The organism is Mesorhizobium album, from assembly GCF_033977205.1.
In the GTDB taxonomy this organism is placed as follows: domain Bacteria; phylum Pseudomonadota; class Alphaproteobacteria; order Rhizobiales; family Rhizobiaceae; genus Mesorhizobium; species Mesorhizobium album.
Window position 1 is genome coordinate 184,303 of record NZ_JAVIIW010000007.1, and the last position, 21,290, is coordinate 205,592.

The 21,290-nt window shown below is 64.1% G+C and carries 20 protein-coding genes; 8 read left to right on the forward strand and 12 right to left on the reverse strand.

Annotation, left to right across the window (positions count from 1 at the left end; translation table 11 throughout):
- Positions 1-31: 31 nt before the first annotated feature.
- A complete protein-coding gene (locus RFN28_RS08665) occupies positions 32-1,435 on the reverse strand; it encodes an MATE family efflux transporter (protein ID WP_320286957.1) in 1,404 nt (467 codons plus the stop codon).
- Between the two features lie 246 nt (positions 1,436-1,681).
- On the opposite strand from RFN28_RS08665, the gene RFN28_RS08670 reads away from it, so the two are divergent.
- The 6 genes from RFN28_RS08670 to RFN28_RS08695 all read left to right on the forward strand — a co-directional run bounded on the left by RFN28_RS08670 (position 1,682) and on the right by RFN28_RS08695 (position 8,054).
- Positions 1,682-2,599 carry an AraC family transcriptional regulator gene (locus RFN28_RS08670; protein WP_320286958.1) on the forward strand — a complete coding sequence of 306 codons (918 nt, stop codon included), beginning with the start codon at positions 1,682-1,684 and terminating at the stop codon, positions 2,597-2,599.
- 238 nt (positions 2,600-2,837) lie between these two features.
- Positions 2,838-4,112: an ABC transporter substrate-binding protein gene (locus RFN28_RS08675; protein ID WP_320286959.1), complete on the forward strand. Its 1,275-nt coding sequence runs from the start codon at positions 2,838-2,840 to the stop codon at positions 4,110-4,112.
- Positions 4,113-4,224: 112 nt separating this feature from the next.
- Positions 4,225-5,091: a carbohydrate ABC transporter permease gene (locus RFN28_RS08680; RefSeq protein ID WP_320286960.1), complete on the forward strand. Its 867-nt coding sequence runs from the start codon at positions 4,225-4,227 to the stop codon at positions 5,089-5,091.
- The gene (locus RFN28_RS08685) at positions 5,088-5,900 is read left to right on the forward strand and encodes a carbohydrate ABC transporter permease (protein ID WP_320286961.1); all 813 of its coding nucleotides are present in this window, start codon (positions 5,088-5,090) and stop codon (positions 5,898-5,900) included. Before RFN28_RS08680 ends, RFN28_RS08685 begins: the two co-directional genes overlap by 4 nt.
- 15 nt (positions 5,901-5,915) lie before the next feature.
- On the forward strand, positions 5,916-6,962 hold the full coding sequence (locus RFN28_RS08690) for an NAD(P)-dependent alcohol dehydrogenase (protein WP_320286962.1): 1,047 nt from the start codon (positions 5,916-5,918) through the stop codon (positions 6,960-6,962).
- Between the two features lie 3 nt (positions 6,963-6,965).
- Positions 6,966-8,054, forward strand: a complete 1,089-nt coding sequence (locus RFN28_RS08695) for an ABC transporter ATP-binding protein (protein ID WP_320286963.1) — start codon at positions 6,966-6,968, stop codon at positions 8,052-8,054.
- A 12-nt stretch (positions 8,055-8,066) separates the two neighbouring features.
- Here the strand turns inward: RFN28_RS08695 and RFN28_RS08700 are convergent, their stop codons facing one another.
- From RFN28_RS08700 to gcvA, 9 genes are all read right to left on the reverse strand, one after another.
- Positions 8,067-9,659 (reverse strand): FGGY-family carbohydrate kinase, encoded by a 1,593-nt coding sequence (locus RFN28_RS08700; RefSeq protein WP_320286964.1) that lies wholly within the window; start codon positions 9,657-9,659, stop codon positions 8,067-8,069.
- Positions 9,656-10,339 (reverse strand): HAD-IA family hydrolase, encoded by a 684-nt coding sequence (locus RFN28_RS08705; RefSeq protein WP_320286965.1) that lies wholly within the window; start codon positions 10,337-10,339, stop codon positions 9,656-9,658. The genes RFN28_RS08700 and RFN28_RS08705 overlap by 4 nt, the downstream gene beginning before the upstream one ends.
- A 20-nt stretch (positions 10,340-10,359) precedes the next feature.
- The gene (locus RFN28_RS08710) at positions 10,360-11,838 is read right to left on the reverse strand and encodes a mannitol dehydrogenase family protein (protein ID WP_320286966.1); all 1,479 of its coding nucleotides are present in this window, start codon (positions 11,836-11,838) and stop codon (positions 10,360-10,362) included.
- 146 nt (positions 11,839-11,984) lie between these two features.
- Positions 11,985-12,755 carry an L-iditol 2-dehydrogenase gene (locus tag RFN28_RS08715; protein ID WP_320286967.1) on the reverse strand — a complete coding sequence of 257 codons (771 nt, stop codon included), beginning with the start codon at positions 12,753-12,755 and terminating at the stop codon, positions 11,985-11,987.
- Positions 12,752-13,756 carry an ABC transporter ATP-binding protein gene (locus RFN28_RS08720; protein ID WP_320286968.1) on the reverse strand — a complete coding sequence of 335 codons (1,005 nt, stop codon included), beginning with the start codon at positions 13,754-13,756 and terminating at the stop codon, positions 12,752-12,754. Before RFN28_RS08720 ends, RFN28_RS08715 begins: the two co-directional genes overlap by 4 nt.
- A gap of 45 nt (positions 13,757-13,801) precedes the next feature.
- Positions 13,802-14,626, reverse strand: a complete 825-nt coding sequence (locus tag RFN28_RS08725; RefSeq protein ID WP_320286969.1) for a carbohydrate ABC transporter permease — start codon at positions 14,624-14,626, stop codon at positions 13,802-13,804.
- An 11-nt stretch (positions 14,627-14,637) separates the two neighbouring features.
- Positions 14,638-15,510, reverse strand: a complete 873-nt coding sequence (locus tag RFN28_RS08730; RefSeq protein ID WP_320286970.1) for a carbohydrate ABC transporter permease — start codon at positions 15,508-15,510, stop codon at positions 14,638-14,640.
- 140 nt (positions 15,511-15,650) lie between these two features.
- Complete coding sequence (locus tag RFN28_RS08735) at positions 15,651-16,961, reverse strand: ABC transporter substrate-binding protein (RefSeq protein ID WP_320286971.1); 1,311 nt, start codon at positions 16,959-16,961, stop codon at positions 15,651-15,653.
- 197 nt (positions 16,962-17,158) lie between these two features.
- Positions 17,159-18,067 (reverse strand): transcriptional regulator GcvA, encoded by a 909-nt coding sequence (gcvA, locus tag RFN28_RS08740; protein WP_320286972.1) that lies wholly within the window; start codon positions 18,065-18,067, stop codon positions 17,159-17,161.
- A 110-nt stretch (positions 18,068-18,177) separates the two neighbouring features.
- Here gcvA and RFN28_RS08745 point away from each other — a divergent pair, with 110 nt between their 5' ends.
- Complete coding sequence (locus RFN28_RS08745) at positions 18,178-18,363, forward strand: hypothetical protein (protein ID WP_320286973.1); 186 nt, start codon at positions 18,178-18,180, stop codon at positions 18,361-18,363.
- 69 nt (positions 18,364-18,432) lie between these two features.
- On the opposite strand, the gene RFN28_RS08750 is transcribed toward RFN28_RS08745, so the two are convergent.
- The gene (locus tag RFN28_RS08750) at positions 18,433-19,392 is read right to left on the reverse strand and encodes a sugar-binding transcriptional regulator (RefSeq protein ID WP_320286974.1); all 960 of its coding nucleotides are present in this window, start codon (positions 19,390-19,392) and stop codon (positions 18,433-18,435) included.
- A 203-nt stretch (positions 19,393-19,595) separates the two neighbouring features.
- Between RFN28_RS08750 and RFN28_RS08755 the strand changes: the two genes are divergently transcribed.
- A complete protein-coding gene (locus RFN28_RS08755) occupies positions 19,596-20,228 on the forward strand; it encodes an HAD family hydrolase (RefSeq protein WP_320286975.1) in 633 nt (210 codons plus the stop codon).
- 128 nt (positions 20,229-20,356) lie between these two features.
- Here the strand turns inward: RFN28_RS08755 and RFN28_RS08760 are convergent, their stop codons facing one another.
- Positions 20,357-21,124, reverse strand: a complete 768-nt coding sequence (locus tag RFN28_RS08760; RefSeq protein WP_320286976.1) for a class II aldolase and adducin N-terminal domain-containing protein — start codon at positions 21,122-21,124, stop codon at positions 20,357-20,359.
- Positions 21,125-21,290: the final 166 nt, after the last annotated feature.

Consider the following 21,290-nt stretch of genomic DNA (forward strand, 5'->3'; position numbering starts at 1 on the left):
ACGGCCGCAGGGGCACCCGGCGGCCGTATTCTCAGTGACTGAACGACAGCGCCGGCGCGATGCGGTCGCGCCTGAGCCAGCGCACGAGCAGCAGCCCCGCCACCACGGCCAGCCCCGACGCCAGGCCGATCCAGATGCCGACGCCGTTGAAGCCGAAATGGAAGGCGAGCAGCACGCCGAGCGGCAGGCCGACGCCCCAATAGCCGATCGCGGCATAGATCATCGGCACCTTGGTGTCGTGCAGGCCGCGCAGCATGCCGGCGGCCACCGCCTGCGCGCCATCGAAGATCTGGAACAGCGCGGCAAAGGCCAGGAACGACACGGCGAGCCCGATCACTCGGGCATTGGCAGGATCGGCGAGATCGATGAAGGCGCTGATCAGGAGATGCGGCCAGAGGATCATCACCAGCCCCATCAGCGCCATGAAGGACACGCCGATGACATAGGCCGTCCAGCCGGCGCGCGACACACCTTCGGGATTGCCGGCGCCGTGGGCAAGGCCGACACGCACGGTGGCCGCCTGGTTGAGGCCGAGCGGCACCATGAAGGTGATCGAGGCGATCTGGATGGCGATCGCGTGAGCTGCCAGCGAATCCGCGTCGATCAGGCCCATCAGCAGTGCCGCCGCATTGAAGATCGTCACCTCGAAGGCGAGGATGCCGGCGATCGGCAGGCCGAGCCTCAGCAGGCCGCGAAAGCGCGGCCAGTCGGAGCGCCAGAAGCGCCCGAACAGGCGGTAGCGGCGGAACTTCTTCTCCAGCATCACCACCGCTATCAGGCCGGCGAACATCAGCGTGCTGGAAAGCGACGTGGCAAGGCCCGAGCCGGCGATGCCCATGGCCGACACGCCGAGATTGCCAAACATGAACACCCAGTTGAAGAAGGCGTTGCAGGCCACGGCGACGAAGACGATGACCAGCGCCCAGCCCGGCCGCTCCAGCGCCGAGATGAAGGAGCGCAGCACGATATAGCCGTAAAAGGGCAGCACCGCCCATTGCAGCCAGTGCAGGTAGATGCCGGCCTGGTGCGCGAGCTCCGGCTTCTGCCCCATGGCCGAGAGCACCTCTTCGCCGTGCCAGAGGAAGAGCCAGATCGGGATCGAGACGAGCACCGCCAGCCACAGGCCCTGGCGCACGGTGCGGCGCAGGTCGCGCACCGAATGGCGGCGGCGGCCGAGCTCGGTCGCCATCATCGGCGAGGTTGCCAGCATCAGGCCGAGGCCGAAGATCAGCGGCATGAAATAGAGGTTGGAGCCGAGCGCGCCGGCGGCGAGCGTGTCGGGCCCCAGCCTTCCCATCATCATGACGTCGGTCGCGGTCATGGCGGTCTGGCCGAGATTGGTGAGCACCATCGGCCAGGCAAGCGCCAAAGTCGCCCTGATTTCCTGACGCCAAAGACTTTCCGGCGCGCGAGCGCAGGCTTCGATCGCAGACATTTTCCGCTCTTTCAGATCGCGGCGCGTCGGGACCAATCCCGGAAGCCGCACGGCAAACGGCGCAACCATCGGTTTCGCGCCGTTTGCGTCGTCTTGTGAACGAAATGCGACATATTGGCAAGGGAGGAGGAGCGGCCAGTCATTGATCCAGCAGGGGGCCTGACCGGCGGCCGCGTTCACTTGTCCGCCAGGGGCTGCTAGGGATTTCCCGGACGTAAGCAGCCGGCGAAACGCCCGGAGGAATGGATGCCGTTCAGGCGCAGAAAGAACACGGCCGCGATCCCGCGAACGGTGCCGGCCTTCGAGCACATCGTCACCGAGGCGAGCGAGAGCTTCCTGTGGCGGCTGGACGACTATCCGTGGGAGCGCAACGTCTGGAATTTTCACCCCGAATACGAGATCCATCTGCTTAGGAAATCGTCAGGCGTGGTGCTGGTCGGCGACCATATCGGCGAGTTCGGGCCTGGCTATCTGACGATCGTCGGCGGCGGCCTGCCGCACGACTGGGTGACGGCGGTGCAGCCTGGCGAGCTGATCGAAGGCCGCGATATCGTGCTGCAATTCGATCCGGAGCGGTTGCGGGGATCGGCGGGGCTGCTGCCGGAACTGCGCGAGCTGGAGCCGTTCCTGGAGCGCTCGCTGCGCGGCATGGTCTTCCATGGCCGCACCGCGATCGACGGAGCAGAGCTGATTGAGCGGATGGGCACCGTGCAAGGGTTCACCCGCTTCCGGCTGTTCCTCGAACTGGTCGATATGCTGGCCAAGACCGATGAGTACGAGCTCTTGTCGTCGCCGGATTTCTCGCCGGTGCTCGACGCCGCCTCGCTGGACATCATCCAGCGCACGTTGACCTATCTCTTCCAGCACTTCGCCGAAGATTTGAAGCTGCCGGAAGTGGCAGCACTTGCCGGGATGAGCGAAAGCACGTTTTCGCGGTTCTTCCAGAAGAACACCGGCAACAGCTTCAGCGACCACGTTGCCAAGCTGCGACTCTGGCAAGCCTGCAAGCTGCTCGCCGATACCGATATCCCGATCACCGACATCTGTTTCCAGGTCGGCTACATGAACATCTCCAACTTCAACCGCGCCTTCCTGCGTAAGCACAAGATGACGCCGTCGTCCTACCGCAAGCTGTCGCGGCAGCGGCTGACGCTGCGGGCCTGATCAGGTCGAAATCGGCTCTCCTGACGATACCGATACTTGTGTGACATGCAGACTCTATACGCGTCGTTTTTTGCGTCGCACAATGCATAAAAGTACAGGTTTGCCGCAACAAGGCTTCTAGCCTCGCTCTGTCCGACTCCTCATTTTGGCGACGGGTGGCAGGTCGCCCGGGCGACGGTGAGGGTCGCTTAGCCCGAGGACTGCCGCTCCCGCGAGTGTTCCTGGAGGAGAAAAATCAATGAAATCAAATCGGCTCGCTGCCAGCCTCAGCGCAGCGTTCGTGCTTACCGCATCCGTATCAACCGCAGCACTGGCACAGGCGCCAGTCTGCTCGGCGCCGGTCAAGGTGCTGGCGCAGCCGCGCGACGGGCTGACGCTTCTGGAGGACTCCAAGGACGAGTTCAAGAAGCTCTCCGGCGCCGGCTTCCAGATCGACTATCTCAACGAGAACGACCGGCGGGCAAAGTCGCGCGCCGACGCCTCCACCGTCGGTAACTACAACGTCTATTATGTCGACGAGGCCAATGTCGCGCTGTTCGCCTCCTCGGGCTGGATCGCGCCGCTGACGGACTATTACCCGGCTGAGTACGACTTCGCCGACTTCGATCCAGGCCGCCAGAAGGTCGCCACCTATGACGGCAAGATCTGGTTCGCGCCGCTGACCGGCGGCGGTGACCTGATGGTCTACCGTAAGGACGTTCTGGAGGCCGCCGGCATCCAGCCGCCGAAGACGCTCGATGAACTCATCGCCGATGTGGCGAAGCTGAACGATCCCGACAAGGGCATGTACGGCATAGCGCTGCGCGGCGCGCGCGGCTCGGGCGCCAATGTCTGGCGCTGGATGCCGTTCTTCAAAGCCTATGGCGGTAAATGGTTCGACAGCGACAAGCCGGCTTTCAATTCGGATGCCGCCGTGAAGGCGACCGAAACCTATCTCAAGCTGTTCAAGGATTCGGCGCCCGGCACGCAGACCGGCAGCTGGGATGAATCGACCGGCGCCTTCCTCTCCGGCCAGGTCGCCATCCTCGTCGAATCGACGCCGCTGTCGGGCATGGCGGTCGATCCAAAGACCTCGCAGGTGGTCGGCAAGGTCGGCTTCCTGCCGCCGCCCTCGCCGCTGCCTGGCGGCGGCTACGGCCATGGGCTCGCCATCGGCACCAAAGCCAATGCGGACGACGCCTCGAAGAAGTGCGCCGGTCTGTTCATCGCCTGGGCGACGTCGAAGGAGAACGAGAAGCACAGGCTCGACGCGCACCAGTTCGGCGAGCTCAACCGCACCAGCATCCTCTCCAGCAAGGAATTCGCCGACATCTACGGCGCCGATCTCGGACAGGCGCTGGCCGACACCGGCAAGGTCACGGCGGTGAACTTCTGGCAGGATCCGCGCTGGCCAGATCTCGGCGACCGCTGGGGCATCATCCTCGAGGAACTGGTCACCGGCACCCGCACCGATATCAAGGGCGGCCTCAACGAGCTCGAGGCCTACGCCAACGAGCTGGTGAAGAAGAAGTAATCCTCCCGCCCGCGGCGCGCGGTGGCCGGCATTCGTCGGAATGCCGGGACCCGTGCGCCGCGGGTTCACGCCAGCGATTCCAATGCATCCGCGATATTCCCGAGGATAGGCAATGCGCCGACGCTCTTCCCTGCCCGTGACCTTTCTCGTTCCCACGCTCGGCATCCTGCTCGTGCTGTCGATGGTGCCTACGCTTTATGCCATCGTGATCGCCCTGCAGAACCGGGAATTGAGCGCTCCGGGCTATTCCTGGATCTGGTTCTCGAACTTCGCCGACCTCTTCCTCGACCGCCGCTTTCTCAATGCCGTCTTGGTTTCGGTGAAATGGGAAATCGTCACCGTCGTGGCGACGATGGCGGTGGCGATTGGGCTCGGCGTCCTGATGTTCGAGGTCGCCTCGCCGCGCATGCGCAATGTCTATTGTCTTCTATTCATCATTCCGGTGCTGTTGCCGCGCGTCTCGGCGGCTTTCGTGTGGAAGTTCGCCTACCACCCGCTCTACGGCATCGCCACCTATCCCTACCGGCTGATTACCGGCGGGCTGATCTTCGACCCGCTGTCCAAGGCCTCGACAGCGCTGTTCGCCGTCGCCTCCGTCGACGTCTGGCAATGGGGCCTGTTCTTCGCCGTCATCGTGCTGAAGCTCCTGGAGACGTTGCCGCCGCAGCCGATCGAGGCGGCCAGGCTCGACCATGCGAAGCGCTGGCAGATCCATGCCTATGTCACCTTGCCGATGCTCAAGGCGCCGCTAATCAGCCTGATGTTCGTCAAGATGATCGAGTCGCTGCGCTCCTTCGACCTCATCTATGTGATGACGCGCGGCGGGCCGGGCGTCGCGACCGAGACCCTCGACATGTATGCCTTCTCGCAGGGCTTTATCGAGTCCGGCAAGGTCTCCTACGCCTCGGCGATGGCTGTGCTGATGATGATCGCGACCGTCATCACCTTCACCTTCCTGTGGAAGCGGGTGCAGGCATGAGACCGGGCCGCCTGATCGCCAAGGCCATCCTGGCGCTGGCCGGATTCCTGGCCGTGTTCCCGCTTGTCTGGACGGCGCTCAATGCGCTGAAGAACAATGTCGACATCATCACGCGCGTTCCGCGCCTGGTGTTCACGCCGACGCTTGCCAACATCTCCTACATCCTCGGTCGCGACAGCGTGCTGACCGGACTCTACAACTCGGTCGTCGCCAGCGGCTCGGCCGTGCTGATCGGCGTCGCGCTCGGCCTGCCGGCGGCCTACGCGGTGGCACGCTATCCCAACCGCTTCGCCGGCGACATCCAGTTCTTTGTCCTGTCGCTGCGCTTCCTGCCGCCGGTGGCGGTGGCCATTCCGCTGATGGTGATCTGGCTGCAGGTCGGCCTCTACGACACCTTGCCGGCGCTCGTCGTCACCTATTCGCTGCTCACCATCTCGGTGATCATGTGGCTGGCGATTCCCGCCTTCCAGGGCGTGCCGAAGGAGGTCGAGGAGGCGGCCTTCGTCGACGGCTACGGCGCCTATTCGGTGTTCTGGCGGATTGCGCTTCCCGTCGCGGCGCGTTCGCTCGCAGGCGCCATCGCCTTCAGCTTCGTGTTGGTCTGGAACGAGTTCCTGATCGCGCTGATGCTGTCGAGCTCCAACGCGAAGACCCTGCCGATCGTCGCCTCCGAGCTGTCGCAACAAGGTATGAACGTGCCGTGGGGCATTCTCAACGCCTCGGTCGTGCTTCTGTCGCTGCCGCCGCTGCTGTTCCTCGGCGTGCTGAGCGGCTTTCTGAATTCCGTTTTCCGGCAAGAAAAGACTTGATGCGAGGATTGGCCGATGCAGGCACTGGTACTTGAGAAAAAAGGCGAACTGTCGCTGCGCGAGATCGCGTTGCCGCTCAATGTGGGTCCGGACGACGTCAAGATCGCCATCCATACAGTCGGCGTCTGCGGCAGCGACGTGCACTATTACACGCATGGCGCCATCGGCAGCTATATCGTGCGCCAGCCGATGGTGCTCGGCCATGAGGCCTCGGGCACGATCGTCGAGGTTGGCGCCAACGTTACGAGCCCGAAGGTCGGCGACCGCGTCTGCATGGAGCCTGGCGTGCCGAACTTGTCGTCTCGCGCGACGAAGCTCGGCATCTATAATGTCGACCCGGATGTCCGCTTCTGGGCGACGCCGCCTGTGCATGGCGTGCTTGCCCCTTACGCCGTGCATCCGGCGGCCTTCACTTACAGGCTGCCGGACAATGTGTCCTTCGCCGAGGGCGCGATGGTCGAACCCTTCGCCATCGGCATGCAGGCGGCGGCGCGCGCCCGGATCGTGCCGGGCGACATCGCCGTCGTGGTCGGCTGTGGCCCGATCGGCATCATGATCGCGCTTGCCGCCCTGGCAGGCGGCTGCTCGAAAGTGCTGATCTCCGACTTCTCCGCGCCCAAGCTGAAGATCGCTGCGCAGTATCCGGGCATCGTGCCGGTCAATGTCGGTGAGGAATCGCTGGCCGATGCGGTGCGGGCCGCGACCGACAATTGGGGCGCCGATATCGTCTTCGAGGCGAGCGGCAGCCCGAAGGCCTTCGCCGACCTGTTCGGTGTCGTGCGCCCGGGCGGTGCGGTGGTGCTGGTCGGACTGCCGGTCGAACCGGTCAGCCTCGACGTGCCGGCGGCGATCTCGAAGGAAGTGCGCATCGAGACGGTGTTCCGCTACGCCAACATCTTCGATCGCGCGCTGCAGCTGATCGCCTCGGGCAAGGTCGACCTCAAGCCGCTGATCACCGGCACCTATGATTTTTCCGAAAGCATCAAGGCGTTCGAGCGGGCCGCTCAGGGCAGCCCGCAGGACGTCAAGCTGCAAATCCTGCTCACCGGCGATAAGGGTTGACCCATGTCCGCGATCGTTTGCTCCCATGTCGACAAGGCCTACGGCGCCACCACGGTCATCCGCGACCTCAACCTCGCGATCGAGGAGCACGAATTCGTCGTGTTCCTTGGCCCGTCAGGGTGCGGCAAGTCCACTCTGCTGCGGATGCTGGCCGGCCTGGAAGACATCAGCGGCGGCGAAGTATCGATCGGCGGCAAGGTGGTGAACGACCTCGAACCCGGCGACCGCGGCATCGCCATGGTGTTCCAGAACTACGCGCTCTATCCGCATATGACGATCTTCGACAACATCGCCTTCGGGCTCAAGCGCCAGAAGGTGCCGGCGGCCGAGATCAAGAAGCGGGTCGAGGCTGTCTCAAGGACGCTCGGACTGGAACCCTATCTCGGCCGCAGGCCGACCGAGCTCTCCGGCGGCCAGCAGCAGCGCGTGGCGATCGCGCGCGCCATGATCAAGACGCCGAAAGTATTCCTGTTCGACGAGCCGCTGTCCAACCTCGACGCCAAGCTGCGCAACCATATGCGCGTCGAGATCGCGCGGCTGCACCAGTCGCTGAAGACCACGACCGTCTATGTGACACATGACCAGCTCGAAGCGATGACGCTCGCCGACCGCATCGTTCTGCTGAAAGACGGCGTGATCGAACAGATCGGGTCCCCGGCGGAAATCTATCGTCGGCCGGGCAACATGTTCGTGGCGGGTTTCATCGGCACGCCGAACATGAATTTCGTCGAGGTGACGGTCGGCCACTCAGGGAACGGCTGGACGCTGACCGGCGAGGGAGCGGTTCTTTCGATCACGAGGCAAGGCTACCATCTGCAGCATGGCGATCGCGCCGTGCTCGGTATCCGGCCTCCGGACCTCAAGACGGCGGGCGCCGATCGTGGTTGCAACCTGCTGCAAGGCACCGCCGATCTCATCGAATTCCACGGTAATGACGCGCTGGTGACGTTCGGCTCCGGCGGCAAGGAGATCAGCGCGCTGGTGCCAGCCCGCGAATGCCCGGAGCTGCGGGCGCCGGTCCGCTACACGTTCGACGAGGAAAGCATCCATCTGTTCGACGCAGCGACAGGCCTGTCGCTGCGCAAGCGGTAACCCCTACCCGCCTTAGGCTTCCCCTATCGCATCCAGCGCCTGCCGTTGCCGGTGCATTTCGAGGAAGATGCGGTAGTCGCGGTCGAAGCGGGCGCCAGCGGCCGGGTTCGAGGGACGCTTCCTGCCGCCCTGCTGCATGGCGACGCAGGCGGCATTGAGGTCGGGGTAGAGGCCGGCCGCCGTCGCCGCAACCATGCCGGTGCCGAGCAGCACCGCCTCATCGGCAAGCGGCTCGATCACCTTGCAGCCGGTGGCGTCGGCATAGAGCTCCATCAAAAGCGGGTTCTTGGTGTGGCCGCCGGTGACGTGCAGCGTGTCGATCAGGTAGCCGTTCTCGTTCAGCGCCTCCAGCACATGGCGCACGCCGAGCGCGATGCCGACGGCGGTGCGCCAGTAGAGCTTGCACAGGCTGTCGAAGGAGGAGTCCAGCGTCAGCCCACTTACGACGCCGACCGCGTGCGGATCGGCGAGCGGCGAGCGGTTGCCGTGGAAATCCGGCAGGACGTGCAGCCTTGATGCCAACGCATCGCCTTCCACGGCGCGCAGTTCGGCCACGCGCCTGGCGATCCTGGCATGCATGGCCGCATCGGGCTCGCCGCCGGCGCCGTGCCAGCGGATGATGTGGTCGAGCAGCGCGCCGGTCGCCGACTGGCCGCCTTCCGACAGCCATAGCCTCGGCAGTGCCGCGCCATAATACGGGCCCCAGACGCCGGCGAAAGGCTGCGGGTCCTGCGACATCGCCATGACGCAGGACGAGGTACCGGCGATCAGGGCAAGGTGCCGGCTGATGTCCTTCTCGTCACCGGCGAAGCCGCCCAGAACGCCGAGCGCGCCGGCATAGGCGTCGATGACCCCGGCGCCAACGCGGCATTTTTCGGTCAGGCCAAGATCTGCCGCTGCATCAGCTGTCAGCGGGCCGATATCGGCGCCGACGGAGCTGGCCTTCTCCGGAAGGTTGCCGTGCTCGAAGAGATCGCCGAGGCCGACGAGCTCGAAGAAGTCGCGTCGCCAGCACGTCTCCTCGTGCGCGAGATAAGTCCATTTGGCCGTCAGCGTGCATTGCGATCGGGCGAGAGAGCCCGTCGCTTTCCAGGTCAGGAAATCGGCGAGGTCGAACAGATAGCCGGCTTCGTTCCATGTCCCGGGCAGGTTGCGCTTCAGCCACATCAGCTTCGGCGTTTGCATTTCCGGCGACATCACCCCGCCGATATAGTCGAGCACGGCATGACCGCTTCGCGTGCATTCGTCAGCCTCGGCGATGGCGCGGTGATCGAGCCAGACGACGGTATCCCAGCGTTTCTCGCCGGTGACCGAGACGCTCAGCTGGCCGCCCCGCCTGTCGCGCACCACGAGCGAGCAGGTGGCGTCGAAGGAGATGCCGACGATATCGGTGGCAGCGACGCCGGCCTTCTCGCGCGCGGCGCGCACGGCGGCACAGACGGCCATCCAGATATTTTCCGAATCATGCTCGGCGTGATCCGGCCGGGGCTGGTGCATGGCGATCGGCCGCTCGGCACGACCCAGCAAATTGCCTCTAGAGTCGAGAATGCCCGCGCGAGCGCTCCCGGTGCCGACATCGACCGCGCAAACGAAACTCGTCGTCAAGATGCTTTTACTCTCGCTCCCAGGCCTGCAATCAGATCGGGCAATTGCAGCATGTCAGCGAATATAAAGTCCGGTTCACTCGACGCAAGCCGCACCTGCAGGGCGGGATTGCCGGCATGCGAGCCGCCGGTGAAGGCAAAGACGCGCATGCCCGCCGCCCGCGCCGCCGCGACGCCGGCGGGGCTGTCCTCGATGACCAGGCAGTTGCCCGGATCAGCGCGCATGCTGGCGGCGGCATGAATGAACAGGTCCGGCGCCGGCTTGCCGCGCTTCACCATGGCGGCGCTGAACAGATGCGGCTCCAGCAAACCCAACAGGCCGGTGACGTCGAGCGCGTAGCGGATGCGTTCCAGCGTGCCGGAAGAGGCGACGCAATAGGGCAGGCTGAGCCCAGAAAGGACTTCCTTGATCCCGGGGATGGGCTGCAATTCCTCGCGGAATTTGCGCATCAAGTCGACGCGCATGGCGGTAAGGTGCTCGTCGCTGATCTCGAGCCCGAAATCGCGGCCGAGGATCTCGCGCACGCTCTTCATGCTCTTGCCGAGGAAATGTTCGTAGGCGGCATCCTCGCTGACCGCGCCGCCGGCAAGCTCGATCATGCTGAGCAACGCCGAGACCGAGAGCGCCTCGCTGTCGACCAGGACGCCATCACAGTCGAAGATGACCAGGTCGGGCGTCATTCCAGCCGGTTCCGGTGGCCTCAGAGCTGGCCGGCGAGATAGCGCGTCAGGGTTTCGCGCGCGCCGTTCGCCCACAGCACGTTCAGCGCATGGGCAAAGGCTTGCGCGAAAACGGGCGAGCGGCCGACATCGCCATAGATATCATCCATCGCAAGCCAGGCGCCGGGCGCATCCTTCGCCGCCTTGGCGGTCGCCTGCATCCGGTCCCAGTTCGGGTCGTTCGGCTCGATGACGGCGCCACTGTCGGTGGTGCCGAAGCAGTAGCGGCACCAGAGCGCTGACTCCAGCGCGAGACCGGCGACGCCCTTGCCCGCCTTCAGCCGGTCGGCAATGGTCGGGATGATGAATTTCGGCTGCCGGTTGGAGCCGTCGAGGCAAAGCCGGCGGATGGTGTCGCCGATCTTCGGGTTGGAGAAACGGCGCTCGATGAGCTGGTAGTAGTCCTCCAGCACCGTGTCGGGCACCGGCGGCACGGTCGGGATGATCTCGTCCCGCTCCAGCTTGGCGAGGAAGCCGCGCACCAGCGGCTCCTGCATCGCCTCATGGACGAAATGGATGTCCATCAGCCCGGCCGGATAGGCAATCGTGGCGTGGCCGCCGTTCAGGATGCGTATCTTCATCAGTTCGTAAGGCGAGACATCCTTGACGAACTGCACGCCGGCCTTTTCCAGCGGCGGCCGACCGGCAGTGAAGTGATCTTCCAGCACCCATTGCTTGAACGGCTCGCAGAAGACCGGCCAGTTGTCCTCCAGCCCGAAGTCGTTCGCGAGGATGCCGCGCTCGCGATCGGTGGTGGCCGGGGTGATGCGGTCGACCATGCCGTTCGGGAAGGCGACATTGTCCCTCACCCAGTTGGCCAGATCCTCGTCGATCAGGCGGGCAAGACCGATGACGCCGTCGGAAGTGACGTGGCCATTGTGGGGGATGTTGTCGCAGGACATGACGGTGAAGGGCACAATGCCGTCGGCGCGCCGGCGCACCAGCCCGGCAAGGATGATGCCGAAGACGGTCTTGGGGACAGCGCCCGGCTGGGCGTCGGCGACGATATCCGGATGCGCCGGATTGAACTTTCCCGAGGCCGGATCGATGAAATAGCCGCCTTCGGTGATGGTCAGCGACACGATCTTGATCGCCGGGTCGGCAAGCTGCTCGATGATCGCGGCCGCATCGCCGGGCGTCAGGAAATCGACCATGGCGCCGGTGACGCGAGCGCTCATATGGCCCTCATCCTGCTCGACCACGGTGGTCAGCCAATCCTGCGCCTCGAGCCTGGCGCGGCCGGCCTTCTCGCCCTCGAACACGCCGGCGCCGATCAGCGCCCAGTCATGGCCGAGCCCGGTGTTGAACAGGTCGTCGAGATAGACGGCCTGGTGCGAGCGGTGGAAATTGCCGACGCCGAAATGCACGATGCCGGCTTTCAGAGAGGAGCGGTCGTATTTCGGGCCGGAAACCTTCGAAGGAAGCTTTGCGAGGTTCGAGGAAGAGAGTCTCACGGTCATCTTGCCTACCCTTTGGCCGAAATGCAGCCCAACAATTCCGCCTCCGTTGGGAGAGCGGTGAGGGACGGCACCTGCTTTGCAGTGTGCTGCCCCTCACCTGCCCCTCGGCGCGTTCTCCCCGGAGGAAGGGAGATGCGCCTTCCCCCTCAACTCATCCATTGGCCGCCATCGACGTTGTAGGTCTGGGCGACAATGTATTCGGCCTCGTCGCTGGCGAGGAAAACCGCCATGCCGGTCAGGTCCTCTGCTCGGCCCATGCGGCCATAAGGCACGCTTTCGCCGACCAGGCGCTTCTTCTCGCCCTTCGGCCGGTTCTCATATTTGGCGAATAGCGCATCGACATGGTCCCAATGCTCGCCGTCGACGACGCCCGGGGCGATGGCATTGACGTTGATGCGATGCTTGATCAGGTCGAGCCCCGCCGACTGAGTGAGCGAGATGACGGCGGCCTTGGTGGCGCAGTAGACCGCGACCAGCGGCTCGCCGCGGCGCCCGGCCTGGCTCGCCATGTTGATGATCCTGCCGCCCCGGCCAGCAGCGATCATCGAGCGGGCGGCCGCCTGAAGCGTGAACAGGGTGCCGGCGACATTGACGGAGAAAAGCTTGTCATAGCTCGCCCGGCTGATCTCGACGATGGGCGCGAGGTCGAAGAGGGCGGCGTTGTTGATCAGAATGTCGAGGCCGCCGGCCTTTGCCTCGACCGCTTTCACTGCGGCCTCGATCGAGGACTGGTCGGTTACGTCGAGTTGGACCGCATAGGCGGCCGAACCAATCGCCCTGGCGGTCGCTTGCGCCGCTTCGAGGTTGATGTCGGCAATCGCCACCATCGCGCCTTCGCGCGCATAGGCCTCGGCGAAGGCCCTGCCGATGCCGCGCGCCGACCCGGTGATCAGCGCCGATTTGCCTTTCAGTCTCACCGCGCCAGCGCCTTTCCGTCGGCGCCGAAGCGATGGAGCTTGGTTTTGTCCGGCGTCAGATAAACGGTGTCGCCATGCTTCACCGCCACCTCGCCGTCAGCGCGCACATTGATCGTGCCGATGCCGTCCGTCTGGACATGCAGGAAAGTATCGGAGCCGAGATGCTCGGCAACGCCGACGGTCGCCTTCCAGTCGCCGGCCGTGGTCGAAATGCTGATGTGCTCGGGCCGAATGCCGATGGTCTTGGCGCCGTATTTATCGGCCGGCGCGCCTTCGATGAGGTTCATCTTGGGCGAGCCGATGAAGCCGGCGACGAAGAGGTTGCGCGGCGTGCGGTAGAGCTCCATCGGCGAGCCGACCTGCTCGATGTTGCCGGCATTGAGCACGACGATCTTGTCGGCCATGGTCATGGCCTCGACCTGGTCGTGGGTGACGTAGATCATCGTCGTCTGCAACTGATGGTGCAGCTCGCTGATCTCCAGCCGCATGGTGCCGCGAAGCGCGGCGTCAAGGTTGGACAGCGGTTCGTCGAACAGGAAGGCCGATGGCTGGCGCACGATGGCGCGGCCGATGGCGACGCGCTGGCGCTGGCCGCCGGAGAGCTGGCCGGGACGGCGCTCGAGGTAGTTGGTGAGGTTGAGCACTCTAGCTGCATCCTTCACCTTCTTGTCGATGGTCGCCTGATCCTCACCCGCCATCTTCAGCGGGAAGGCGATGTTCTTGGCGACCGTCATATGCGGATAGAGCGCGTAGGATTGGAAGACCATGGCAAGCTTGCGCTTGGCCGGCGCCTCGCGGGTGACGTCGCGGCCATCGATAGTGATGGTGCCGCCGCTCACATCCTCCAGCCCGGCGATCAGCCTGAGCAGCGTGGACTTGCCGCACCCCGACGGACCGACGAACACGACGAACTCGCCGTCCTCGATATTGAGGTCGATGTTCGGAATGATCGTCGTCGACCCGAAGGACTTTGAGACGTTCTTGAGCGTGATGTTTCCCATGGTTTCCTCCCGGGGATTTCGTCGTCCGCCGCTTGCCGCGCGCGGCTACTTCACGGCGCCAAAGGTCAGGCCGCGCACCAGCTGCTTTTGACTGAACCAGCCCATGATCAGGATCGGCGCGATCGCCAGTGTCGAGGCCGCCGAAAGCTTGGCCCAGAACAGGCCTTGCGGGCTGGAGAAGGAGCTGATGAAGGCCGTCAGCGGCGCTGCATCTGTGGTGGTCAGCCGGATCGTCCAGAACGCCTCGTTCCAGGCCAGGATGATGTTGAGCAGCATTGTCGAGGCGATGCCCGGAATCGCCATCGGCGTCAGCACGTAGATGATCTCGTTCCATAGCGAGGCGCCGTCCATGCGCGCCGCTTCAAGGATCTCGCCCGGGATCTCGCGGAAGTAGGTGTAGAGCATCCAGATCACGATCGGCAGGTTGATCAGCATCAGCATCACGGTGAGGCCGATGCGGCTGTCGAGCAGGCCGGTGTCGCGGAAGATCAGGTAGATCGGGAACAGCACCGCGACGGCCGGCATCATCTTGGTGGAGAGCATCCACATCAGGATGTCCTTGGTCCGCTTGGTCGGCGAAAACGCCATCGACCATGCCGCCGGGATCGCGATCAGCAGAGCCACAACGGTCGAGCCGACCGACAGGATCACCGAGTTCATGAAGAACTTGAAATAGCCCCGCTGCGCCTCGACCTCGGTATAGCTTTCCATGGTGCCGGACGGCAGCAGACTGAAGCCCTGGATCGCCTCCTGTTCCGACTTGAACGAGGTGATGATCGTATAAAGGATCGGGAAGAAGATCAGCAGGGCGACGATCCAGGCCGCGGTGGTGGCGATCGTCTTGTGCTGGGTGGTGACTGCGCGTGCCATCTTGTCCTCCCTTACTTGTCTAGGTTCTTGCCGACGGCGCGCATGACGAAGAAGGCGACGATGTTGGCGAGAATAACCGCGATGATGCCGCCTGCGGACGCCTGGCCGATTTTGAACTCCAGCAGCGCCTTCTGGTAGACGAGGAAGGGCAGGTTGGTGGAGGCGTAGCCTGGACCGCCATTGGTGGTGACCAGGATCTCGGCATAGATCGAGAGCAGGAAGATCGTCTGGATCAGGATGACGACGGTGATGGCGCGCGACATGTGCGGCAGCGTCAGATACCAGAAGCGGCTGAGGAAGCCGGCGCCGTCCATCTCGGCGGCCTCCTTCTGCTCGGTGTCAAGCGATTGCAGTGACGTGAGCAGGATCAGCGTGGCGAAGGGCAGCCATTGCCAGGCGACGATGAGGATGACGGCCGTCAGCGGGTGCTGGCCGAACCAGTCGATGGGGTCGGCGCCGAAGAAGCGGGCGATATCGGCGAAGACGCCGTATTGCGGATGCATGATCATGTTCTTCCAGACGAGTGCCGCGACCGGCGGCATGACGAAGAACGGCGAGATGACGAGGATGCGCACGAAGCCTTGGCCCCAGATCGGCTGGTCGAGCAGCAGCGCCAGAAGGATGCCGCCGATCACGGTGATAACCAGCACGCTGACGACGATGGCGAGCGTGTTGAGGATCGACTGCAGGAAGGCCGGGTTGGAATAGAACAGCGCGTAGTTGGAGAAGCCAACGAAGCCGTCGCGGATCGGGTTGAGCGGATTGTACTGCTGGAACGAGAACCACAGGGTGAAGGCCAGCGGCACGATCATCCAGACAAACAGCAGGATCACCGACGGCGCCATCATGAAACGGGCAATCGAACGGGTTTGCTGAGTAGCCATGACGGTCACCCTCCAAAGGTCAGCCGGATTTCAGAGTCGTGCCACAATTTTCCTGATCGTGAAGATGGCCGCCCGAACTGGGTTTCGGGCGGCCCTTGCCGGTCATGATGCGCTACCGGCGTTCGGCACCGGGAGGAGCCTTACTTGATGTAGCCACCTTCGGTCATCGCCGCGGTGGCCGCGTCCTGGGCCTGCTTCAGCGCATCGTCGACGCTCGATTGGCCGGCAAGGGCGGCCGAGAAGAGCTGGCCGACGGTGGTGCCTAGGCCCTGGAATTCAGGGATGGCGACGAACTGAACGCCGACATAGGGCACCGGCTTGACGGTCGGATGCGTCGGGTCAGCGGCATTGATGGAGTCCAGCGTCATCTTGGCGAAGGGCGCGGCCTTCTGGTACTCCGGATTGCTGTAGAGCGAGGTGCGCGTTCCGGGCGGAACGTTGGCCCAGCCTTCCTTCGAAGCCACCAGTTCGAGATAGTGCTTCGAGGTCGCCCAGGAGACGAACTTCTCGGCAGCATCCGCCTTCTTGGTGCCGGCGGGAACGGCCAGCGACCAGGCCCACAGCCAGTTGCCGCGCTTGCCGAGGCCGGTGTCGGGCGCCAGCGCATAACCGACCTTGTCGGCGACCTTGGAGGCCTTCGGATCGGAGACGAAAGAAGCGGCGACGGTGGCATCGATCCACATGCCGCACTTGCCCTGCTGGAAGAGCGCGAGGTTCTCGTTGAAGCCGTTGGACGAAGCGCCCTCGGGACCATCAGCCTTCATCAGGTCGACATAGAACTGCAGGGTCTTCTTCCATTCCGGCTGGTCGAACTGCGGCTTCCAGTTCTCGTCGAACCAGCGGGCGCCGAAGGAGTTCGACATGGCGGTGAGGAAAGCCATGTTCTCGCCCCAGCCGGCCTTGCCGCGCAGGCACACGCCATTCACGCCATTGGCGCGGTCGGTCATCTTGTCGGCGGCCTGCTTGATGAAGTCCCAGGTCGGCGCGTCGGGCATCTTGAGGCCGGCCTTGTCCATCAGGTCCTTGCGATACATGACGAAGGAGCTCTCGCCGTAGAAGGGTGCGGCATAAAGCTTGCCATCGACCGAGAGGCCGCCGGCGATGGCCGGGATGATGTCCTTGGCGTCATAGTCGTCGCCGAGCTTGTCGAGCGGCAAGAGCCAGCTCTGCTTCGCCCAGATCGGAACCTCGTACGTGCCGATGGTCATCACGTCGTACTGGCCGCCCTTGGTGGCGATGTCGGTGGTGACGCGCTCGCGCAGCACGTTCTCTTCAAGCGTGACCCAGTTGAGCTGGATATCGGGGTTAGTCTTCGTGAAGTCGTCCGTCAGCTTCTGCATGCGGACCATGTCGCCATTGTTGACGGTGGCGATGGTGATGGATTCGGCATGCGCGGCGAAAGCAAGGGCGCTGGCCGACAACAGGCCCAGGGTGAGCGTGCGAAGTTTCATCAATTCCTCCCATAAACCAAAGTGAGCATTTGCCTTGGCTCTGGGCAATTACTCACCAAAGTGTGAGTTATGTCAAGCCGAAATCGATGCTGCGGTGCAGCACAAAATGCCTCCTTGCATGGCTGGCAGGAAGCTTCGAGACGGGCGCGAAGGGATTAACGGTGGAGAGGGCGCCGGGTTCCGTCCTGGACGTCGGCCTACTGGCAGGCGATCTCCGACAGGATCCAATCGCGGAATGCGCGGATCTTCGGGACGTTGCGCCGGGCCGTGGGATAGACCAGCCAATAGGCATGGCCGTCGTCGCCGACCAGATCGAAGGGCTGCATGAGCCGGCCATCGGCGAGCTCGTTCTTGAACAGGGCCTTGGTGACGATCGCGACACCCTGCCCGGCGATCGCGGCATTGGCCTCATAGGCCTGCGCGCCCATGCTGGTACCGGGGCGGCTGGCGAGCTCGTCCGCCTGGATGCCCGCGAGCGCGAACCATTCCTTCCACCAGATATCGCCGGGATCGAGGATGGGGAGCTTAAGCAGATCGGCGGGCACCTTGACGCCGCCGATGCTCGCGGCAAGCCTGGGACTGAGCACCGGGGTGAAGTCGGCCTTGAACAGCATATGCGTCTCCACACCAGGCCATTTTCCGCCGCCGGAACGGATGGCAATGTCGATGTCCTCGCGGGCGAAATCGACGACCCGGTTCGAAGTGTCGACGCGCACGGCAAGCGAGGGATGTGCAACCTGGAAGGAGCCCAGGTGCAACGCCAGCCAGTTGGAAGCGAAGGTGAGAAGCGTGGAAACGCAGAGCACGCCGTCGGCGCCGGCGCGGGCTGCCGCATAGGCGCCGCTCAGCAGGGAAAACGCCTCGCTGACGGCGGGCGCCAGCCGCTGGCCGGGCTCGGTCAGCTCGATCTGCCGCGGACGGCGCAGGAACAAAGGCGCGCCGATGCGCTCTTCCAGAAGCTTGATCTGATAGCTCGCGGCGGCTTGCGTCATGCCGAGTTCTTCGGCGGCCTTGGTGAAGGAGAGGTGCCTGGCCACGGCCTCGAACACCCGAATAGCCTGCAGCGGCGGGAGTTGGATATTCTGCCGGGAGCTCAGATCGGGCATAAGGCCTCCTTATGGGTCATGATCGACGTTTGATTGGAAGCATGAGCCCACCAGCCCGATATTTGGGGTCGACGATCAATCCAGTTCAAGCATGGCGAAGGCTGTCGATCATGACCCCTATGCAGGAAAAGCTCGTTTCGAACCCCGTACGCGGCTGGATTTCGCTGCTGGCGCGGGAATTTTCATGGTTAGCCAGCCGCAGGCGCGGGTATGTCGATGTCCGGGAACTGTCGGAGCATCTGCAGCGGGACATGGGCTTCCTCGATGGCAACGATCCGCACGGACGCTACAAATAGCCGGGTTTCTTTTTATCGGCTATCGGCTTTTGCCGCGGCTCCTGATCCGATCCGAGCTCGCCACCATGTTCATGCGCTGGCCAGCAAGGCTGCGGCCGTCCGTTCATCGGTGATCAGGCCATTGACCAGCCGCCGGTTCACGGCGGCGAGGATGCCGGGTAGCTTGCGCTCGCCCATGGCGAGCGCGATGACCAGAGACTTCTCGCGCGAGGGCAAGGCGGCGGACGACACGCGATCGTTGGTGATGCCTTCGATCATGCGGCCTTGGCGGTCGAACACCCAGCCGACGATCTCGGCGATGCCGCCGGCCTTCTGCAGCGCCTTCAATTCGCCTTCCGAAATGAAGCCGTCCTCATAGAGCGGCGCCTTCGGGCCAAGGTCGCCGATGCCGACGAAGGTGACGTCGGCTTCCGCGGCAAGCGCCAGCGTCGGCTGGATCATCGGCTGGCTGAGCAGCATGTCGCGCTCCTCCGGCGAGGAGGCGATGACCGGCAGCGGCATCGGGAAAGAGCGCGCCTTGACCCGGTCGGCCATGGTGAAGATGACGTTGTAGAAGGCGGCCGAGCCGTCGGGCGAGATGTTGCCGGTCAAGGACACTACTTTGTGCTGCGGGCACTCCATCGGCGGCAGCTGCTCGATCGCCGCCTTTAGCGTGCGCCCGGTGCCGATCGCCATGACGATGGGCGTGGCCGAGCGCAGCCGGCGCTCGATCTCGGCCGCCGCCGCCTCGGCAATGCCGATCGTCGTAGAGGACGAGGTCGGATCGCTCGGCACCACCTCGACCAGATCGAGCGCGAAGCGCGATTTCAGCCGCGCCGCGAGGTCGAGGCAATTGGCGATCGGATGATCGACGCGCACCTTTATCAGGCCTTCCGACATCGCCAGCGACACAAGCCGCTGCGCCGTCTGCCTGGAAATTCCGAGCTTGGCGGCGATCTGGTCCTGCGTGTTGCCGGCAACATAGTAGAGCCAGCCGGCGCGTGCGGCGTCGTCCAACCTGGTGTTGCCGGTCTCCTGTCGCGCGTTCACATCCTGCCTCCCCAACCCCGACATTAGCGGGCGCTATAGATTACAGCGAAAGCGGATATGCGCAATTGTCAAATGAAAGAGCAATTGCTTGCGCCGGAGGCGACCAAGGATGGACCAATTCGACCTTGGCTCAACCATTTGCCGGGAGAGCGGTTTATCTCGGAGGGGAAACCCATTAAGGGGATCGGCAAAAGGAGCCTTGCATGACGCCGAAAGCGGTTTTCTGGGACATGGACGGCACGCTGGTCGACAGCGAGCCGCTGCATGAGGCAGCGCTTGTGGCCGCGCTGCGCAGCGTCGGCATCGCGCCGCCGACCGACCTGCACGAGCGCGTGCTCGGCATTGCCGCATGGCCGGTCTACGAGATGCTGCGCAACGAGTTCGGCCTCTCCCTGCCCTTCGACGAGTGGATCGTGCGCAAATACGACCACTACCTGCCGATGGCCGAAACGCTGAAGCCGCGCCCAGGCGCGATCGAGGTGTTCAACCAGTTGCGGGCGCTGGGCGTCGAGCAGGCGGTGGTGTCCAACTCCGACCGGCTGATCGTCGACGCCAATCTGAGCGCTGTGGGCCTCGTCTACCCCGGCATGCACACGGTGAGCCGCAACGACGTGCGCCAAGGCAAACCGCATGCGGAACCTTTCCTGCGCGCCGCCTATCTCGCCGGTGTCGATCCGGCGGAGGCGGTGGCGGTCGACGACAGCCGCACCGGAGCCATGGCCGGACTGGCGGCCGGAATGAGGACGATCTTCTGGCCGGAGGCGCCGATGGAAGGACCGCCCGGCGCGATCGTCATCAACAGCGCCGAAGAGCTGCGGGCGCAGTTGGGAGTCTGAACAAAGGTCCGGACGTCGGCGCTGCCCTCATCCGCCTGCCTGTCCTCCGCAGCAGCTGCGCTGCAGCGCCAAGCTCGGAAAATCAAATCGACACGCCTGCGGCGGGGCCGCAAAAAAGCAGCAGGGCCTCAATTCCTATAAACCGGCTCTTCCTCGTCGAGGATCGCCTTCAGCTCGGCAAGATGGCGCTCGGCCTGGCCGGGATAATCGTCCATCTCGCGCGCCGTCTTTTCCGCGATCTCATCGGAGAGCGTGCGCAGCGGCCGGCCGGTCCACAGCGCCTTGATGTAGGTCTCGGCGGCGCGCTCGAAATAGAACATGCGGTTGAAGGTGTCGGCGACGGTGTCGCCGATCACCATCACGCCGTGATTGCCCATGACCATGACCTTGACCTTGGGATCGGTCAGAAGCTTGGAGCAGCGCTCGCCTTCCTCCTCGAAGGCCAGACCGCCGTAATTGGCGTCGACGACATGCCGATTGAAGAACATCGCCGAGTTCTGGTCGATCGGCGGCAAGGTCGAGTCGGCCAGCGAGGCAAGCACCGTGGCGTGGATCGAATGCACATGCATGGCGCAGCGCGCATGCGGCACGTTGCGATGGATGGCGCCGTGCAGGCCCCAGGCCGTTGGATCGGGCGCGTTGGGGCCGGACAGCGTGTCGGGATCGTTGGCGTCGATCAGAAGCAGGTCACTCGCCTTGATGCGCGAGAAATGCACCTGGTTCGGGTTCATCAGGAATCTCGTGCCATCCTCGTTGACCGACAGCGAGAAATGATTGGCGACCGCCTCGTGCATGTTGAGCCGCGCCGTCCAGCGGAAGGCGGCGGCGAGATCGACGCGCTCCTCGTAGTAGGGCAGGTTGGTCAGCGGTTCCTTCTGCAGACGGGCAAGGCTCATCGACAATCCTCCGGTTTGGCCAAGAATGCCGTGCCTGCTGTTTGCCAGCAACCGCTAACTCTTATGACCGTGGTCAAGAATGAGGGATGACGTTTTTTCGCCCTATGTCTTTTGCCACAGGTTTTGTTCGTCATTGATGAGGGGGCAGCACGGAGACGGGATGGGC

Excerpts from the sequence above, each read along its gene's own strand:
- RFN28_RS08675 (WP_320286959.1), top strand. The coding sequence starts at position 2,838 with ATGAAATCAAATCGGCTCGCTGCCAGCCTCAGCGCAGCGTTCGTGCTT.
- RFN28_RS08720 (WP_320286968.1), bottom strand. The coding sequence starts at position 13,756 with ATGGGAAACATCACGCTCAAGAACGTCTCAAAGTCCTTCGGGTCGACG.
- RFN28_RS08760 (WP_320286976.1), bottom strand. The coding sequence starts at position 21,124 with ATGAGCCTTGCCCGTCTGCAGAAGGAACCGCTGACCAACCTGCCCTAC.
- RFN28_RS08730 (WP_320286970.1), bottom strand. The coding sequence starts at position 15,510 with ATGGCTACTCAGCAAACCCGTTCGATTGCCCGTTTCATGATGGCGCCG.
- RFN28_RS08705 (WP_320286965.1), bottom strand. The coding sequence starts at position 10,339 with ATGACGCCCGACCTGGTCATCTTCGACTGTGATGGCGTCCTGGTCGAC.
- RFN28_RS08690 (WP_320286962.1), top strand. The coding sequence starts at position 5,916 with ATGCAGGCACTGGTACTTGAGAAAAAAGGCGAACTGTCGCTGCGCGAG.
- RFN28_RS08735 (WP_320286971.1), bottom strand. The coding sequence starts at position 16,961 with ATGAAACTTCGCACGCTCACCCTGGGCCTGTTGTCGGCCAGCGCCCTT.
- RFN28_RS08725 (WP_320286969.1), bottom strand. The coding sequence starts at position 14,626 with ATGGCACGCGCAGTCACCACCCAGCACAAGACGATCGCCACCACCGCG.
- RFN28_RS08695 (WP_320286963.1), top strand. The coding sequence starts at position 6,966 with ATGTCCGCGATCGTTTGCTCCCATGTCGACAAGGCCTACGGCGCCACC.
- RFN28_RS08665 (WP_320286957.1), bottom strand. The coding sequence starts at position 1,435 with ATGTCTGCGATCGAAGCCTGCGCTCGCGCGCCGGAAAGTCTTTGGCGT.
- RFN28_RS08745 (WP_320286973.1), top strand. The coding sequence starts at position 18,178 with ATGACCCCTATGCAGGAAAAGCTCGTTTCGAACCCCGTACGCGGCTGG.
- RFN28_RS08680 (WP_320286960.1), top strand. The coding sequence starts at position 4,225 with ATGCGCCGACGCTCTTCCCTGCCCGTGACCTTTCTCGTTCCCACGCTC.
- RFN28_RS08710 (WP_320286966.1), bottom strand. The coding sequence starts at position 11,838 with ATGACCGTGAGACTCTCTTCCTCGAACCTCGCAAAGCTTCCTTCGAAG.
- RFN28_RS08755 (WP_320286975.1), top strand. The coding sequence starts at position 19,596 with ATGACGCCGAAAGCGGTTTTCTGGGACATGGACGGCACGCTGGTCGAC.
- RFN28_RS08670 (WP_320286958.1), top strand. The coding sequence starts at position 1,682 with ATGCCGTTCAGGCGCAGAAAGAACACGGCCGCGATCCCGCGAACGGTG.
- RFN28_RS08685 (WP_320286961.1), top strand. The coding sequence starts at position 5,088 with ATGAGACCGGGCCGCCTGATCGCCAAGGCCATCCTGGCGCTGGCCGGA.
- gcvA (WP_320286972.1), bottom strand. The coding sequence starts at position 18,067 with ATGCCCGATCTGAGCTCCCGGCAGAATATCCAACTCCCGCCGCTGCAG.